Origin of the sequence: Streptomyces sp. NPDC029526 (assembly GCF_040637405.1) — a bacterium.
Classification (GTDB): domain Bacteria; phylum Actinomycetota; class Actinomycetes; order Streptomycetales; family Streptomycetaceae; genus Streptomyces.
The window spans coordinates 70,113-85,645 of record NZ_JBEZWE010000017.1 but is presented as its reverse complement, the minus strand read 5'-3'; the positions used below and the strand labels follow the sequence as shown (position 1 = coordinate 85,645).

General features: G+C 75.0%; 14 protein-coding genes. 12 read left to right on the top strand and 2 right to left on the bottom strand.

Annotated features, from left to right (window positions below; genetic code table 11):
- Positions 1-294: 294 nt before the first annotated feature.
- The gene (locus AB0F01_RS26460; protein WP_362100606.1) at positions 295-1,785 is read right to left on the bottom strand and encodes a SulP family inorganic anion transporter; all 1,491 of its coding nucleotides are present in this window, start codon (positions 1,783-1,785) and stop codon (positions 295-297) included.
- Between the two features lie 419 nt (positions 1,786-2,204).
- Here AB0F01_RS26460 and AB0F01_RS26455 point away from each other — a divergent pair, with 419 nt between their 5' ends.
- The 7 genes from AB0F01_RS26455 to AB0F01_RS26425 all read left to right on the top strand — a co-directional run bounded on the left by AB0F01_RS26455 (position 2,205) and on the right by AB0F01_RS26425 (position 9,053).
- On the top strand, positions 2,205-2,618 hold the full coding sequence (locus AB0F01_RS26455) for a MerR family transcriptional regulator (protein ID WP_362100603.1): 414 nt from the start codon (positions 2,205-2,207) through the stop codon (positions 2,616-2,618).
- A gap of 202 nt (positions 2,619-2,820) precedes the next feature.
- Positions 2,821-3,300 (top strand): NUDIX domain-containing protein, encoded by a 480-nt coding sequence (locus AB0F01_RS26450; RefSeq protein WP_362100601.1) that lies wholly within the window; start codon positions 2,821-2,823, stop codon positions 3,298-3,300.
- Between the two features lie 521 nt (positions 3,301-3,821).
- Complete coding sequence (locus tag AB0F01_RS26445) at positions 3,822-5,696, top strand: GAF domain-containing protein (RefSeq protein WP_362100676.1); 1,875 nt, start codon at positions 3,822-3,824, stop codon at positions 5,694-5,696.
- 77 nt (positions 5,697-5,773) lie between these two features.
- Positions 5,774-6,352, top strand: a complete 579-nt coding sequence (locus AB0F01_RS26440) for a gas vesicle protein (RefSeq protein WP_362100598.1) — start codon at positions 5,774-5,776, stop codon at positions 6,350-6,352.
- 10 nt (positions 6,353-6,362) lie between these two features.
- A complete protein-coding gene (locus AB0F01_RS26435; RefSeq protein ID WP_362100595.1) occupies positions 6,363-7,280 on the top strand; it encodes a gas vesicle protein in 918 nt (305 codons plus the stop codon).
- 592 nt (positions 7,281-7,872) lie between these two features.
- Positions 7,873-8,187 carry a gas vesicle protein K gene (locus tag AB0F01_RS26430; protein ID WP_164335082.1) on the top strand — a complete coding sequence of 105 codons (315 nt, stop codon included), beginning with the start codon at positions 7,873-7,875 and terminating at the stop codon, positions 8,185-8,187.
- Positions 8,184-9,053 (top strand): GvpL/GvpF family gas vesicle protein, encoded by an 870-nt coding sequence (locus AB0F01_RS26425; protein WP_362100591.1) that lies wholly within the window; start codon positions 8,184-8,186, stop codon positions 9,051-9,053. The genes AB0F01_RS26430 and AB0F01_RS26425 overlap by 4 nt, the downstream gene beginning before the upstream one ends.
- A 191-nt stretch (positions 9,054-9,244) precedes the next feature.
- On the opposite strand, the gene AB0F01_RS26420 is transcribed toward AB0F01_RS26425, so the two are convergent.
- Positions 9,245-9,613, bottom strand: a complete 369-nt coding sequence (locus tag AB0F01_RS26420; protein ID WP_362100588.1) for an STAS domain-containing protein — start codon at positions 9,611-9,613, stop codon at positions 9,245-9,247.
- A gap of 203 nt (positions 9,614-9,816) precedes the next feature.
- Between AB0F01_RS26420 and AB0F01_RS26415 the strand changes: the two genes are divergently transcribed.
- The 5 genes from AB0F01_RS26415 to AB0F01_RS26395 all read left to right on the top strand — a co-directional run bounded on the left by AB0F01_RS26415 (position 9,817) and on the right by AB0F01_RS26395 (position 15,481).
- Complete coding sequence (locus tag AB0F01_RS26415; RefSeq protein WP_362100585.1) at positions 9,817-11,466, top strand: GAF domain-containing SpoIIE family protein phosphatase; 1,650 nt, start codon at positions 9,817-9,819, stop codon at positions 11,464-11,466.
- A complete protein-coding gene (locus AB0F01_RS26410) occupies positions 11,463-12,683 on the top strand; it encodes a cobalamin-dependent protein (RefSeq protein WP_362100583.1) in 1,221 nt (406 codons plus the stop codon). The genes AB0F01_RS26415 and AB0F01_RS26410 overlap by 4 nt, the downstream gene beginning before the upstream one ends.
- Positions 12,668-12,886, top strand: coding sequence for an EF-hand domain-containing protein (locus AB0F01_RS26405; RefSeq protein ID WP_362100580.1), 219 nt, complete (start codon positions 12,668-12,670; stop codon positions 12,884-12,886). The genes AB0F01_RS26410 and AB0F01_RS26405 overlap by 16 nt, the downstream gene beginning before the upstream one ends.
- Before the next feature lie 444 nt (positions 12,887-13,330).
- The gene (locus AB0F01_RS26400) at positions 13,331-14,395 is read left to right on the top strand and encodes a right-handed parallel beta-helix repeat-containing protein (RefSeq protein ID WP_362100577.1); all 1,065 of its coding nucleotides are present in this window, start codon (positions 13,331-13,333) and stop codon (positions 14,393-14,395) included.
- A gap of 60 nt (positions 14,396-14,455) precedes the next feature.
- Complete coding sequence (locus tag AB0F01_RS26395; RefSeq protein ID WP_362100574.1) at positions 14,456-15,481, top strand: methyltransferase; 1,026 nt, start codon at positions 14,456-14,458, stop codon at positions 15,479-15,481.
- Positions 15,482-15,533: the final 52 nt, after the last annotated feature.

The window sequence follows — 15,533 nt, the reverse complement described above, 5'->3', positions numbered from 1 at the left end:
TGGCCGCGGTCATGTCGACCGCGGTCGCGTCGCCCGCGCGTGCGCGGCGGCCTGCCGCGCACCCGGGAGATCCGTGGACGGGTGGCGGACGGTGGCCGTCGACAGCGCTCGGTACCGGGGCGCGGCACCGTCGCCGTGGCCGGGTGCGGCCCGCTGGCGGGCGTCCAGGACGCCGGGTCGTCGCCCGACCGGGGATGAGCGGCGAGCAGGAGAGACGGAAGGCGAGCAGGAGAGACGGAAGGACCCCGGCCCGGCGGGCCGGGGTCCTTCCGCTGTGGTCGTACGGGGACGCGGTCAGTGGCTGCCGGCGAGTTCGCCGGTGAGCCTGCCGTGGAGGTCGGCGCTGGGGTGGTTCAGACCGGTGATCTCCACCGTCTTGCCGCGCTGGGCGTACTTGGTCTCGATCGCGTCGAGAGCGGCGACGGAGGAGGCGTCCCAGACGTGCGCGGCCGACAGGTCGATGACGACCTTCTCCGGGTCGTTCGCGTAGTCGAACCGACCGACGAGGTCGTTGGAGGAGGCGAAGAACAGTTCCCCGGTGACCCAGTAGACGACCGTGGTGTCGTCGGGGTCGACGACGGAGGTGACCTCGGCGAGGTGAGCGACCCGCCTGGCGAAGATGACCATCGCGGTGATCGTGCCGACCACCACGCCGATGGCGAGGTTGTGGGTGGCGACCACGGCGACCACGGTGACGACCATGACGCCGATCTCGCCCGCCGGCATCCGCTTCAGCGTCTTGGGGGCGATGGAGTGCCAGTCGAAGGTCGCGAACGACACCATGATCATGACGGCGACCAGCGCGGCCATGGGAATGTCGGAGACGACCGGCCCGAAGACGATGCACAGCACCATCAGAAAGGCGCCGGCGAGGAAGGTCGACAGACGCGTGCGGGCGCCGGACACCTTCACGTTGATCATCGTCTGGCCGATCATGGCGCAGCCGCCCATGCCGCCGAAGAAACCGGTGACGATGTTGGCGATGCCCTGGCCGACGGACTCGCGGGTCTTGTTGGAGCGGGTGTCGGTGATGTCGTCGACCAGCTTGGCCGTCATCAGCGACTCCATCAGACCGACCAGAGCCATCGCGAAGGAGTACGGGGCGATCGTCGTCAGGGTGTCGAGAGTGAACGGCACGTCCGGCAGGCCGGGGACCGGCAGGGAGGAGGGGAGCTCGCCCTTGTCGCCGACGGTAGGCACCGCGATGGCCGCGCCGACGGTGATGACGGTCAGGACGACGATGGAGACCAGCGGAGCCGGGATCACCCTGGTGACCCTGGGGAAGAGCACCATCAGGACCAGGCCGCCGATGATCAGTGGATACACCGCCCAGGGCACGTTCCTCATCTCGGGGACCTGGGCCATGAAGATCAGAACGGCGAGGGAGTTGACGAAGCCGACCATCACCGAGCGGGGGACGAACCGCATGAGCTTCGCCACGCCCAGCGCGCCGAGGGCGACCTGCATGACACCGGCGAGGATCACGGCGGCGACGAGGTGGCCGAGGCCGTGCTCGCGGTTGAGCGGGGCGACGACGAGCGCGACGGCGCCCGTGGCGGCGGAGATCATCGCCCGGCGTCCGCCGACGACCGAGATGACCACGGCCATCGTGAAGGAGGCGAACAGCCCCATCGCCGGGTCGACCCCGGCGATGATCGAGAAGGAGATCGCCTCGGGGATCAGTGCCAGGGCGACCACCAGCCCGGCCAGGACCTCGGTGCGCCAGACCTTCGGGTCGTTCAGCCAGTCGGGCGTGACGTCGCGCAGCCGCGCGGTGAGTGTCACAGCAGCAGAAGACAAGAGATGCGTACCTGTCGTGCTCGGGCACACCCCGTCGGCAGGCCGGGACGTGCGGGAAGGACGCGCGAGGCCGGGCCGGCACTCCGCGGACGGCCCGGGGAACGAGCCGGAAGTCGAAGAGGGGGGAGGTGTGGCCGGGCGGCGCGCACGGGCGGCCGGGCGGCTCACCTCCGGGGGCGAAGCCTCACGGCGGGCAGACAGCGGCGGTCGGCGTCATGGGCTCGCGCACGCGCTCTCTCCTGCACAATCCTGGATCTTCGCCGGGGGCGTCGTCGGCCCCGGAACAGCGGCAGCGAGGGAGCCGGGCCGCCCTCACGGGCAGCAACTCTACCCTAACGTTAGAGTAGGGCTTGCTGGGGCCGCGGACCGCGGACCGCCGACGGAGAAGGGCCGGGACCACGGGCGTGGACGACACACACATGCAGATCGGCGAGGTCGCCGCACGCACGGAACTGTCCTTGCGGACCATCCGGCACTACGAGGAGACCGGCCTGGTCGTCCCTTCCGCCCGCTCCCGGGGCGGCTTCCGCCTCTACACCGAGACCGACGTCGCCCGCCTGATGGTCATCCGCCGGATGAAGCCGCTCGGCTTCACCCTGGAGCAGATGCGCGATCTGCTGGACGCCACCGACCGCCTGGAGAGCCACGACCCCCTCGACGCAGACGAGCGCGAGGTGCTGCTGGAGCGCGTGCGGACCTACCGGCAGGACGCCGCCGAGCAGGTGGAGAAGCTGCGGGTCCAGCTCGCGCGCGCCGAGGACTTCGTCGCGACCCTGGGCGCCCACCTGGAGCGGAACGCTCCGTCCGCCCGCCTCTGAGACACCGCGGCGCCCCTCACGGGGGCCGCCCTCACGGGGCCGGCGCCTCGCCGCTGCGCGGCGGCGGCTCGTGGCGAGGCTGTCCTCGGAACACCCGGAGGCGACCGCTTCCCCGGTGCAGGCCGCCGCCCCCGGGCCGGGAAGACGATCACCGGCCGGGGCCGTGGCTCGGGCGCCGGCGAGCACGCCGTAGGGTCGGGCCATGGCCACTCCCGACTTCATCCGCACCCTGCGTGCCTCCGCCGGGCATCAGCTGCTGTGGCTGCCCGGTGTCACCGCCCTCGTCTTCGACGACCGGGGGCGCCTGCTGCTGAACCGGCGGAGCGACACCGGCGCCTGGTCGGTGATCGGCGGCATCCCGGACCCCGGTGAGCAGCCCGCGGTCTGCGCGGTGCGGGAGGTCGAGGAGGAGACCGCGGTGCGGTGCGTCGTCGAACGGGTCGTCCTGGTCCAGGCGCTCTCACCGGTGACGTACGGCAACGGCGACATCTGCCAGTACATGGACATCACCTTCCGCTGCCGGGCGGTGGGCGGCGAGGCACGGGTCAACGACGACGAGTCGCTCGACGTGGCCTGGTTCGACCTGGACGCCCTGCCGCAGCTGAACGAGTTCGCGCGCTTCCGCGTCAAGCAGGCCATGTCGGATGCACCTACATGGTTCGACACCACAGGAATCGGCTGAACTGTGTAGGGCGGACCCATGGGGCAGGGGCGGGCTGCTGTCTAGGGTCGGCCGCATGACCGCGTTGTCCACAGGCCTGACGGGGCGGCCGCGTGATGAGGAATCCTGTGACCATGTCCCGTGACCACCTGCCGCCCGCCGGGCGCCCCCGCACCGGGTCCCGCGCCCACGCCGGGGCCCCGGCCGACGCGGCGGCGGCAAGCGCCCCCACTGCCCGACCCGCCCCCGGCCCGGACCGCGGCCCCGGATCCGCGAGCCCCCCGCGTGCCGACCGTGCGGGAACGAGAACGGGACCGAGCACGGGAACGAGCGCGGGTCCGGGGAAGGCTACGGGGGCGGGTGTCGACACGGACACGGACACGGAGGCAAGGGCGGGGACCGACCCGGATCCGGGCCGGGGCCCGGGTACGGCCCCGGCCGGTCCGGCCGGTCCGGCCGCCCCGGACCGGGCCGACGAGCCCCCCGCCTCCGCCCCCGCCTCCGCTTCCGCTCCAGCTCCCGCTCCCGCCGAGACGCCGTTCCTGGAACTGCTCGCCCGGGGCGCGCCCGCCGAGGCGTACGAGCAGCCCGTGCTGCTCGCCCGTGCCGAGGGGTGGCCCGCCGAGCGGATCGCCGCACTGGAGGACGCCAAGCTGCTCGCCCTGCGCGTCCGCGCCGAGCTGGAGGGCAGGCGACGCCGGGAGGCCGAGCTGTCCGCGCTGTTCGAGACCGCGCACGACCTCGCCGGGCTGCGGGACCTGGACGCCGTGCTGCAGGCCATCGTGCAGCGCGCACGGTCCCTGCTCGGCACCGACGTCGCCTACCTCAGCCTCAACGACCCGGCCCGGGGCGACACCTACATGCGGGTCACCGAAGGGTCCGTGGCGGCCCGCTTCCAGCAGTTGCGGCTGGGCATGGGCGAGGGACTCGGCGGCCTGGTGGCGCAGACCGCCCGCCCCTACGTCACCGACGACTACTTCCGCGACGACCGCTTCCAGCACACCGTCCCCATCGACACGGGCGTGCGTGACGAAGGGCTCGTGGCCATCCTCGGCGTGCCCCTGATGCTCGGGAACACCGTCATCGGCGTGCTGTTCGCCGCCGACCGGCGGGCCCGGGTCTTCGAACGCGAGCAGATCGCCCTGCTCGGCTCCTTCGCCGCCCTCGCCGCGGCGGCCATCGACACCGCCAACCTGCTCGCCGAGACCCGGTCCGCCCTCGCCGGGCTGGAGCGCGCCAACGAGATCATCCGTGACCGCAGCGGCGTCATCGAACGCGCCTCCGACGTCCACGACCGGCTCGCCGAACTCGTCCTGCGCGGCGGCGGGGTGCACGACGTGGCCGCAGCCGTCTCCCAGGTCCTGGACGGCACCGTGGAGTTCACCGAGGCCGCCGCCGCGCCCGTCCGAGCCCTGCAGACCTCCCGCGCGGAGGGCCACGCGGTCCCGCACGGCGACGACTGGATCGCCGCGGTGGCGGCCGGCGGTGAACTGCTCGGCGCGCTCGTCCTGCGCGGGCACCCCGGGCTCGACCCGGTCGACCAGCGCACCCTTGAGCGGGCGGCCATGGTGACCTCGCTGCTGCTGCTGGCCCGCCGGTCCGCCGCGGAGGCCGAGCAGCGCGTGCGCGGCGAACTGCTCGACGACCTGCTCGACGCCCGGGACCGCGACCCCCGCCTGCTGCGGGAGCGGGCGAGCCGGCTGAACGCCGACCTCGACGCCACCTACGCCGTGCTCGCCACCCGCCTGGAGACCGGCACCGCCGACGCGGACCAGGAGGCCGACGCCCGGCGGCGCCTGTGGGCCGCGGCCTCGCACCTGGCGGCCACCGGAGAGGGCCTCGCCGCTGCCCGGGACGGCGGCACGGTCCTGCTGCTTCCCCTCGCCCCCGGGGACACCGCCACCGACCTGGCCCGCCGCGCCGCCCGCCAGCTCGGCACCGCCGTCCAGGAACCCGTCACCGTCGGCGCCTCCGCCCCCGTCGAGCACCTGACCGCCGTCCCCGACACTGTGGCCCGCGCCTACGCGGAGGCCCGGCGCTGCCTCGACGCCCTGCGGCTGCTCGGCCGGGCCGGGGACGGTGCCGCCGCGGAGGACTTCGGCTTCCTCGGCCTGCTGCTCGCCGGGGACCGGGACGTCGGCGGCTTCGTCGAGCGCACCATCGGCCCGGTCATGACGTACGACGAACGCCGCGGCACCGAACTGCTGCGCACCCTCGACGCGTACTTCGCCTGCGGCATGAGTCCCGCCCGCACCAAGGACGAACTCCACGTCCACGTCAACACCGTCGCCCAGCGTCTGGAACGCGTCGGCCGGCTCCTCGGCGACGACTGGCAGGAGCCGGGCCGCGCCCTGGAGATCCAACTGGCCCTGCGCCTGCGCCGGCTGGCGGGACGGACACCGCCGGTCGCGGACTGACCCGGCGGGGCGCTTCCGGAGCGCACCCGGATGCCCGCCGTGAGTGTGAGGGGCGGGGAAACGGTTAAACGCGGGGGATGAGCAGCTATCCCGAAAGGATCAGGTCCGGCGACGGCGGTTTCTCCTCGGCGGTCTCCCCGCGCGAGCCGTCGGCCCGCGTACCGGCGGTGGGGGCGGGCGCCTCCCCCATGCAGCCGCGGCGGGACGGCGAGGGCAGCCTCGCGCACGTGGTCGAGACCCTGCTGGACAAGGGACTCGTCCTCAACGCGGACATCATGGTCTCGGTGGCCGGGGTGGAGCTGCTGGGCATCCGACTGCGCGCCGCGCTCGCCTCGTTCGAGACGGCGGCCCGCTACGGGCTGGAGTTCCCCTCCGGTACCGACACGGAGACCGCCGCCTGGCGCGAGACCCGGGAGGAGAAGGAGTCCTGCCCGGCCTGCGGCAAGCGCGCCCCGCTGGAGCAACTGCTGAACCAGTGGTGCCCGTGGTGCGGCTGGCGCAGCGCCCAGGCCCAGGCCCGCGCGGCCGGGGACGGCGACGCCCCGGAGGCCGTGACCGGGGGCGGGGAGGCCACCGCCGCCGTCGAGGGAGGACGGGACGCGGACCCGGCGGAGGAACCCGCCGCCGAGCGGGAGGCGTCGCGGAGTGACGGCTGAACGAGCCCCCATGCGGCCCACCCGGGACCCCCGGGTGACCCTGGACGACCTGGTGGAGGTGCTGCTCAACAAGGGAGCGGTCCTGCACCTCGACCTCATCGTCGCGGTGGCGGACATCCCGCTGATCGGCGTCTCGCTCCGGGCGGCTGTCGCCGGGATGGAGACCATGCTGGAGTACGGGATGATGCGCCACTGGGACGAGGCCACCCGCGACTGGGCCGAACGATCCGTCGCCCGGCGGGCCCTGGACCTCCGCGAGGGAGAGCGCCTGCTCCACCGCACCGGCGGCGGACACCTGCTCACCGAGGGCGTCTACCGCGGCTGGCGGCCCGGGACCGTCCACGTCACCGACCAGCGGATCGTCGTGCTGCGCGCCGAGCCGCGCGAGATCCTGTGGCAGGCCGACCTCGCCGCCGTGCGCGCGGTGCGGATGACGCCCGAGCGCACGGTCGGCGGCGAGGAACGCCTGCGCCTCGAACTGACCCTGGCCGACGGGGCCCGGGAACTGCTGTCGGCCCGCGAGCCGGAGGCTCTGCACGACCTGCTCACCCGCGCCTGCGCCGGGAGCCTCGCGCCCGCCCTGCCCTTCGGGCACGCGCCCGCACCCGAGGAGGAGACGGCGCTCGCCGAGGGCCACCTCTGGTACGAGGAGCCGCGCCGCTCCGGTCCCCTGTGGCGGGGCGGGCGGGCCCGGCTCACCGAGGACCGGCTGACCTGGAAGTCCCCGGTGGACGCCCGTCCCGCGCTGGTGCTGCGCACCGCCGACATCACCGGCGCACGGCGGCTGCCCGGGCACGGCCCGGCCGGCGAGGGCAGTGTCCTCGGCCTGCGGACGGCCACCGGCGACGAGGTCCGGCTCGCCGCCGACGACCCGGCGGCCTGGATCCGCCGGCTGGACGCGGCCCGCCCCGTGGGAGCCGCCGGATGAGCGCGCGAAGGGCGGCCGGCCGCCCCGCACCGCGCACCGGGTCGCCCGCGGCCGGGGGCCGCGGAACGGGGTGGCCGATCAGGCACCGGGGAGCCGGACGGACGCCCGGGGGAGAGACCCGGGGTGCCCGGGCCGGCGGGCCGGACACCCTGCCCCACCGGGGCAGTGACCCCGGGCGAACCGCCGGACGGGGCCTCGGGCGGACCGCCGGACGGGGCCTCGGGCGGACCGCCGGACGGGGCCTCGGGCGGGCCGCTGGACCGGGAGCCGGACGCACCGCCGGACAGGGCCCCGGGCGGACCGCCGGACAGGGTCTCGGGCGGACCGTTGGGCAGTGCCTCCGCCCGGACGCCGGCCGGAACGCCCGCCCGGACGGCGGCCGGAACGCCCGCCCGGACGGCGGCCGGAACGCCCGCCCGGACGGCGGCCGGAACGCCCGCCCGGACGGCGGCCGGAACGCCCGCCCGGACCGCGGCCGGAACGCCCGCCCGGCCCGTGACCCGAACCTCTGTCCGGTCGGCGACCAGGCCGCCCGCCGGACCCGGGCACACCACACCCGACAGGACCGCGGAGAAGACAAGGGAGGACCGACATGCCGTTGACGGTCGACGAGAACAGCCTCAAGCAGGGGGTCCTGTCCCTCGTCGTGACGCTGGTCGAGGTCATCCAGGAGGCGCTGGACCGCCAGGCGCTGCGCCGCATGAACGGCGGCGACCTGACGCCGGAGGAGTCCGAGCGCCTCGCGGACGCCCTGCTGGAACTCGACGAGGCACTGGAACAGATCAAGGAGGACCACGGGATCGTCTCCTCGGTGGCCGACCTGCACCGCGGACTGGACGAGGTGGTCGACGACGTCGTGGACAAGCTGATCAACCCCCGGCGCTGGGCGGAGGAGGCACACGGATGACCGACCACGACCACACGGCGCTCTACGTGTACGCGTTGGTTCCCGACCGGCCCGGGGCCGCCGACGGGATCACCGGGCTGGACGGCCGCCCGCTGCGGCTGGCCGGGGTGCCCGGCACCGGCGTGGCCGCGCTGGTGCACGACGCGGCGCCCGCCCCGTACGAGGGCGGTGACGCCGAGGTGCGGCGCTGGGTGGCCGAGCAGAGCGAGGCGGTGACCGCCGTCTGGGAACGCACCGGCAGCGTGCTGCCGATGACCTTCAACGTGCTCGTCGCCGACGACACCGCCTCGGGCCTCGACGCCCGACAGCGCCTGGCCGCCTGGGTGGCCGAGCAGGAGCCCGGCGTCAGCGAGCAGTTGGCGGCCCTGGAGGGACGGTGCGAGCTGAGGGTGGAGATCACCGTGGACCGCGCGGCGGCCGCGGACGGGTCCGCCCCGCCCTCCGACACCCCGCCCTCAACCTCCCCGCCCTCCGGCACCCCCGGCCGCGACGCCCCGGTGGAACGGCCGGGGGACGGAGCCGTCTCGCCCGGCATGCGCAGGCTGCTGGCCAAGCAGCGGGAACGGGAGGCCCGCGACGCGGCCGGGCGGCTCGCCGACGCGCTCCACGCCGAGGTGCGGCAGCGCCTGCTGGCCGTCGCCGAGGACATCCGGGACCGCGGGCCCGTCCACCGGTCCGCCGACGAGACGGACGTGCTCTCCGCCGCCCTGCTGGTGCGGAACGAGGACATCGACGCCGTCGGCACCGTCCTCGGCGACCTCGGTGCCCGGGAACCCGCCGTCCGCATCCGCTTCTTCGGTCCCTGGCCCCCGTACTCCTTCACCGACGACCGGCACCGGGCCTACGCGGAGCGGCCCGCGTCCTGAGAGCGGAGCGGTCCGCGTCCTCGAGAGGAGCGGATCCCCGGCCGGCACGTGTCGTACCCCACACGCCGTCGGCGGTGCCCTTCATCACGGCCGGGCGCCGCGTCCGCCACCGGCCCGAGGACGGAGCCGGTGGGGCGGGCGGGGCCGCGTGGCGCTCCGCCGTCCGGCCGGGCGGACGGCGGGCGCGGGGCTCACCGGCGGTCGGTGTCGGACGCCGCCCCGCGCACGGCCGCTTCCGCGTCCTCGGTGAGCGGAAGGTGGTCGGCGGTGCCCGTGAGGTCGAACAGGCGCCGCACCGCGTCGTGGAAGGGGCCCGCCACCGCCAGCCGCCGGCCGGCGGCCGAGTAGCGCACCTGGGCCTCCAGCAGCAGGTTCAGCAGGCTGGAGTCGGCGAACCGGATGCCGGACAGGTCCACGACCGTCACCGGCGCGTTCACCTCCCAGGCCCGGGCCATGCCCTCCTCGAGCGCGTCGACCGTGTCGATGTCGATCTCGCCCGCCACCTCGAGAACGAACGCCTGGGCGCCTTCCCGCACCGTCACCATCTGCTCGTCACTCATGCCCGCACTCTGCCACCCTCCCGCGCGCAATCCCAAAGGTTCCCTTCGCCCGCCGCCGGAATCCTCCGTCGGAAACGGACTTGTCACCCCCGTTCCCGGCCGGCTCACCGGCTTGCGTCGGCGCCCCGGGGTGAGGAAGGGTGGCCGGACCACCCACTGCTGATGGAAAGGGGAGGTGAGCGGCCGCACCTGGCGGCCCGCGCATGACGACGCTCCCCGACCTGCCCGATCTCCCCCACGCCGTCGGCACCGGTCCGGCGGATCCGGTCGGCCGGGCGGCGGCCTCCCCCTTCCCCGTCGTCGTCCTGGACGCGGCCGGGTGCGTCGTGGACGTCAACGCCCCGGCGGCGGCGCTGCTGCCGGACGCCCGCGCCGGACAGCCCCTCCGCTCCCCGGCCTGGCTCGTCGAGGCGCACCGCACCCCAGGAGCCGGCACCCCGCGCGGTCCGGTCGGTGACCGGTTCGTCGCGGCCACGGCCGCCCCGCTCGGCGACGGCGGCCGGACGGCCTGGTGGCTGCAGGACGAGACCGCGCACCGCGCCCTCGCCGCCGAACTGGCGGCGGAACGCCGGCGCACCCGGTTCCTCGCGGAGGCGTCCAGCGCCCTGCTCGCCTCACTGAACCCGCAACGGTGCATGGAGGTCACCGCCCGCCTCGCGGCCGAGCACCTGGCCGACGCGGCCGTGGTGGTGACCCCGACCGGGGCCCGCAAGCTCCCCGTGGTCGTCTGCGACCACCGCGGCCGGATCACCCGGGACGCCGTCGCCGCCGCTGCCGCGTCGGAGCTGCCCGGACTGGACGAGGCGCTCCAGGGCTTCCCCCCGACGCCCCCCAGGTGGATCGACCCGGCCGCCGCTCCCGACTGGCTGGTCCCCGAGGGGTTCGGCGAGATCGGCGCGATGACGGTCACCCCGCTCCCCGGCCACGGCCTGTCCGCCGGCGCGCTGATCCTCCTGGGCCGCACGCGGCGCGCCGCGTTCGAGGCGGCCGAGGGGGAACTCGTCGGTCTGTTCGCCGCCCGGGCGGGCTCGGCGATGTCGGCCGCGCGGCTGTACGCCGAGCAGAACCAGGTGACCGACACCCTCATGCGGGCGCTGCTGCCGCCCACCCTCCGGCACGTCGAGGGCATGGAGTTCGCCGGCGGCTACCGCGCGAGCGTCGACACCGACCGCGTCGGCGGCGACTTCTACGACGTGCACCCGCCCGGCGAGGACTGCGCGGAGACGCTCGCCGTGCTGGGCGACGTGGCGGGCAAGGGCCTGGACGCGGCCGTGATCACCGGCCGGATCCGCAACACCCTGAACGCCCTGCGGCCGTTGGCGGACGATCACGGCCGGATGCTGCGCCTGCTGAACAACGCCATGCGCAGCGAGGGCGGCCGGGTGCGCTTCGCGACCCTGGTGCTGGCCTCCGCCCGCCGCGAGGGCAGGTCCGTGGCGTTGCGCCTGACGTCCGCCGGTCACCCCCCGCCGCTGATCGTGCGGCGGGACGGCACCGTCGAGGAGGCCGACACCGGGGGCACCCTGATCGGCGTCCTCCCGGAGATCACCTCCCGCACCGCACACGTCCGGCTGGCCCCGGGCGAGACCTGTGTGCTCTACACCGACGGCGTCACCGAGGCCAAGGGGGGTCCGCTCGGCGACGCCCAGTTCGGGGAGGAGCGCCTCACGCGCGCCCTGGCCGAGTGCGGCGGCCTGCCCGCGGCGGCCGTGGTCGAGCGCGTGCAGATGCTGACGGACGCCTGGATCGGCGGCGGACGCCACGACGACATCGCGGTCCTCGCCGTCACCGCGCCCCGCGGCGAGCCGACGGGTGCCGTGGACACGGCGACGGTGGGCACTCGTACCGCATGACCGCCACACGCGCATCCTCCCGCCAGGACGGGCCCGCCCACCGGACCGGGTCCCACCCGGCCCCGGCCGCCGTCGACGAGCGGGCGGAGCAGTGGGCCGAGCGGCTCTGGCAGGCCGCCCTGGCGGCGGACGAGTACGCGGCCCTCGACGTCGTGGCCGACGCACTGGGAGCGGGACTGGACCCGGAGTCGGTGCTCCTGGACGTGATAAGCGCCGTCCAGCACCGGGTGGGGCGGGAGTGGGCCGCCAACCGCATCGGCGTCGCCGACGAGCACGCCGCGACCGCCATCAGCGACCGGGTCATCGCCGCCCTGCCCGTACCCCGGCCGAACCCGGCGCGGGGCAGCGTGACCGTCGCCTGCGTGGACAAGGAGTGGCACGCCCTGCCCGCCCGGCTGCTCGCCGAGACCCTGCGGCTGCGGGGCTGGCAGGTCGCCTACCTGGGGGCGCAGGTCCCCACCGCCCACCTGGTGCGCCAGCTGCACCGCACCGGATCGTCGGTGGTGTGCCTGTCGGCCGCCCTCTCCACCCGCCTGCCCATGGCCCACGCGGCGATCACCGCGGTGCAGGCGACCGGCGTGCCGGTCATGGTCGGCGGTCTCGGCTTCGGCGTGGACGGCCGCTACGCGCGCCGGCTCGGCGCCGACGCCTGGGCACCGCACGCCCGTGCCGCCGCCGACCGGCTGGGCGCCGGGCCGCTGCCCGCCCCCCGGCCGCACCACCAGACCGTCGACGATCTGCCGCACCTCGCGGACCAGGAGTACACGAAGGTCACCCGCGCCGCGCACCACCTGGTGCGCGAGACCGTCGAACAGCTGGAGCGACGCTTCCCGCCGATGCGCGACTACGACGAGGAACAGCGCGAGCGCACCGCCGAGGACCTGGCGCACATCGTCGACTTCCTGGCCGCCGCCCTCTACGTCGACGACGCCGACGTCTTCACCGGCTTCCTCACCTGGACCGCCGGGATCCTGGCCGCCCGGGGCGTGCCCGCCCGCTCCCTGCCCCCCGCCCTGGACGCCCTGGAGGAGCAGATGCCGGACCTGCCCCGGACCCGCGGGCTCCTGGACGCCGGACGCGCCGCCCTCGCCGTCGGAGTCCGACCGCCGGCGGACCTCGCGGGAAGGGCCGGCGGTCAGGAGCCGGCCGCGCCCGGCGCTACTGTGGCCCCGTCAGCGGAGATCGCAGAAGGACGGAACACATGGCGGACATCGTGAAGACGGCGGCGCGCACGGTCTTCGAGCGCTACGACCTCGACGGGGACGGTCAGGTCACCCCGGAGGAGTACCGGCAGGTCGTGGCCGAACTGGAGGGCTCCCACCTCACCGAGGCGCAGGCCCGCGAACTGATCGACTCGCTGGACACCGACGGCGACGGCCGCATGTCCTTCGAGGAGTTCTGGGCGGCCATGAACGGCTGACCCGCGCCTGCCGCCCGGCACCGGCCCGGCACCCACGCGAGGCCCGGGCCGGAGCCGCCGAGGAGGCCGGGCCGCTCCTGACCGGCGGGTACGCCGCCGGAAGGCGCACGCCGGGGGAGTGGGGCCGGCCCCGCGAGGGGCACCGTCCCGCCCGCGGGCACCGGCCCGTCCCGCCCGCCCGTCGTCCCACCCCGCCCACCGGCACCGGCCCACCCCGCCCGTCGGCACCGGCTCACCCCGCCCGTCGGCACCGGCTCACCCCGCCCGTCGGCACGGTCGCGGCAGCCCCGGCCGGCCCGCCGCCGCACCCGCCCGGTCCCATCGCCGGTGCCCGGCCGCCGCTCTGACGGGCCGTCGCCTCCCACCCCGGCGGCACACCGCACGCCGAGCCCACCTGGGCGATCACCGGTGGCGGGGCGGTACCCCCGCTCATAGCTTCGGCACATGACCAAACGACACCTCACCTACCTCGCCTGCACCGCGGCGATCGTGGGTACCGGCCTGGCCGCCGCACCGTCCGCACCGTCCGCGGACCACCGCTCCGTGCACCGGGTGAACCCCGGCGAATCCATCCAGAAGGCCGTCGACGCGGCCGAGCCCGGCGACACCGTCCTCGTCGCCCCCGGCACCTACAAGGAGAGCGTCCGCATCACCGACTCGGGCGTCACCCTGCGGGGTTCCGGCGCGGGGCGCACCGTCCTGGTCCCCGGCACGGGCAAGGACGCCTGCGCCACGGCCGGCAACGGCGTCTGCGTCACCGGCACCGACGACAAGCCCCTCGAGGACGTCTCCGTACGGTCGTTGACCCTGCGCGGGTTCGAGAAGAACGGCCTGTGGGCCACCCGCACCGAAGGGTTCGAGGTGCGCGGCGTGAGCGCCGAGAAGAACGGCCAGTGGGGCATCGCCCAGGAGCGTTCGGTGCGCAGCGTCGTCAGCCACAACGTGGCCGAGGACAACGGCGACGCCGGGCTGTTCGTGTCCAACACCACCGACACCGAGGAGGGCGCCCGGGACGCGGACGGCACCGTGATCCGCCACAACCGCATGACCGGCAACCGCATCGGCGTCACCGTGCGCCGCCTGCGCAACCTGAGCGTGGAACGCAACGAGGCCACCGGAAACTGCGCCGCCGTGTTCGTGGTGGGCGACGAGTCCGAGCCGCGGGCCGGCGCCCTGAGCGTCACCCGCAACCACATCCACGCCAACAACAAGCACTGCGCGGCGACCCCCCGGCTGCCCTTCCTCCAGGGTTCCGGCATCGTCCTCACCGGCGCCGAGGACACGGTGGTGGCCCGCAACCGGGTCGAGGACAACCGCGGCACCTCACCGCTGTCCGGCGGCATCGTGCTGTTCAAGAGCTTCGTCGGCGCCGTCAACGAGCGCAACGACATCCGCGACAACCTGGTGACCGGCAACAGCCCCGCCGACCTCGCCAACCGGGACACCGCCGGCGCCAACACCTTCCGCGGCAACACCTGCACCCTCTCCGAGCCCGCCGGACTGTGCTGACCCCGGCCCCGCCCGGCCCCCCACCCCCACCCCCCAGCACCATCAGAAGCGAGGCAACGGATGACCACCGTTGATCCGACTCCCCCGCCGCCCATGCGGCTGAGGGAGCTCGTTTTCGGCGCGGCCTGCGCCGCCGCCGTCCGCGCAGCCGTCCGCCTCGGCGTGCCGGACGCGCTGGACGACACCCCCCTGACCGTCGACGACCTGGCGGAGGCGGTCAAGGCCCCGCCGCACACCCTGCGCCGCCTGCTGCGGGCACTGACCTGCCAGGGCGTCTTCACCGAACGGCCCGACGGCACCTTCGCCCACACCGACATGTCCCGCCTGCTGCGCGAGGACGACCCGCACAGCCTGCGCTACATCGCCCTGTGGTGCACCGAGCCGTGGACCTGGAACGTCTGGCCGCAGCTCGACGAGGCCGTGCGCTCCGGGCGCAACGTCTTCGAGGACGTCTACGACGAGGAGTTCTTCACCTACCTCAACGCCTCCGCCCCGGAATCCGCGCACGTCTTCAACCGCGCCATGACCACCTCCAGCGAGCAGTCCGCGCGGGACGTCGCCGGGCTCCTCGACCTGGCCGGAGCGGCCTCCGTCGCGGACATCGGCGGCGGCCAGGGCCACGTCCTGGCGAGCCTCCTGGAGAAGCACCCCCACCTGCACGGCACCCTGCTGGACCTGCCGGGCGTCGTGGACAACGCCGACCCGCGGCTGCGCGCGGGCGGCGCCCTGGCCGGCCGGGCCACCGTCGTGCCCGGCGACTGCCGCGAGGACATCCCCGTCCGGGCGGACGTGTACATCATCAAGAACGTCCTGGAGTGGGACGACGACAGCACCCGCAGGGCGCTGGCCAACGTCCGCCGCGCGGCGCGGCCCGGGGCCCGGGTCGTCGTCATCGAGAACCTCGTCGACGACACCCCCTCCATGCGGTTCACCACCGCCATGGACCTGCTGCTGCTCCTCAACGTCGGCGGTGCCAAGCACACCCGGCAGAGCATGACCGACCGCCTGACCGACGCGGGCCTCGTCATCGACGACGTCAGCCCGGTCAACGCCTACCTGCACGCCTTCGACTGCACCGTCCCGTAGGTCCTCCGTCCGCACCGGGCCGGACCCCGCTCCCCGGTCCGGCCCGGTCCGC

Excerpts from the sequence above, each read along its gene's own strand:
- AB0F01_RS26450 (WP_362100601.1), top strand. The coding sequence starts at position 2,821 with ATGGCCACTCCCGACTTCATCCGCACCCTGCGTGCCTCCGCCGGGCAT.
- AB0F01_RS26440 (WP_362100598.1), top strand. The coding sequence starts at position 5,774 with ATGAGCAGCTATCCCGAAAGGATCAGGTCCGGCGACGGCGGTTTCTCC.
- AB0F01_RS26435 (WP_362100595.1), top strand. The coding sequence starts at position 6,363 with ATGCGGCCCACCCGGGACCCCCGGGTGACCCTGGACGACCTGGTGGAG.
- AB0F01_RS26430 (WP_164335082.1), top strand. The coding sequence starts at position 7,873 with ATGCCGTTGACGGTCGACGAGAACAGCCTCAAGCAGGGGGTCCTGTCC.
- AB0F01_RS26425 (WP_362100591.1), top strand. The coding sequence starts at position 8,184 with ATGACCGACCACGACCACACGGCGCTCTACGTGTACGCGTTGGTTCCC.
- AB0F01_RS26420 (WP_362100588.1), bottom strand. The coding sequence starts at position 9,613 with ATGAGTGACGAGCAGATGGTGACGGTGCGGGAAGGCGCCCAGGCGTTC.
- AB0F01_RS26415 (WP_362100585.1), top strand. The coding sequence starts at position 9,817 with ATGACGACGCTCCCCGACCTGCCCGATCTCCCCCACGCCGTCGGCACC.
- AB0F01_RS26410 (WP_362100583.1), top strand. The coding sequence starts at position 11,463 with ATGACCGCCACACGCGCATCCTCCCGCCAGGACGGGCCCGCCCACCGG.
- AB0F01_RS26405 (WP_362100580.1), top strand. The coding sequence starts at position 12,668 with ATGGCGGACATCGTGAAGACGGCGGCGCGCACGGTCTTCGAGCGCTAC.
- AB0F01_RS26400 (WP_362100577.1), top strand. The coding sequence starts at position 13,331 with ATGACCAAACGACACCTCACCTACCTCGCCTGCACCGCGGCGATCGTG.
- AB0F01_RS26395 (WP_362100574.1), top strand. The coding sequence starts at position 14,456 with ATGACCACCGTTGATCCGACTCCCCCGCCGCCCATGCGGCTGAGGGAG.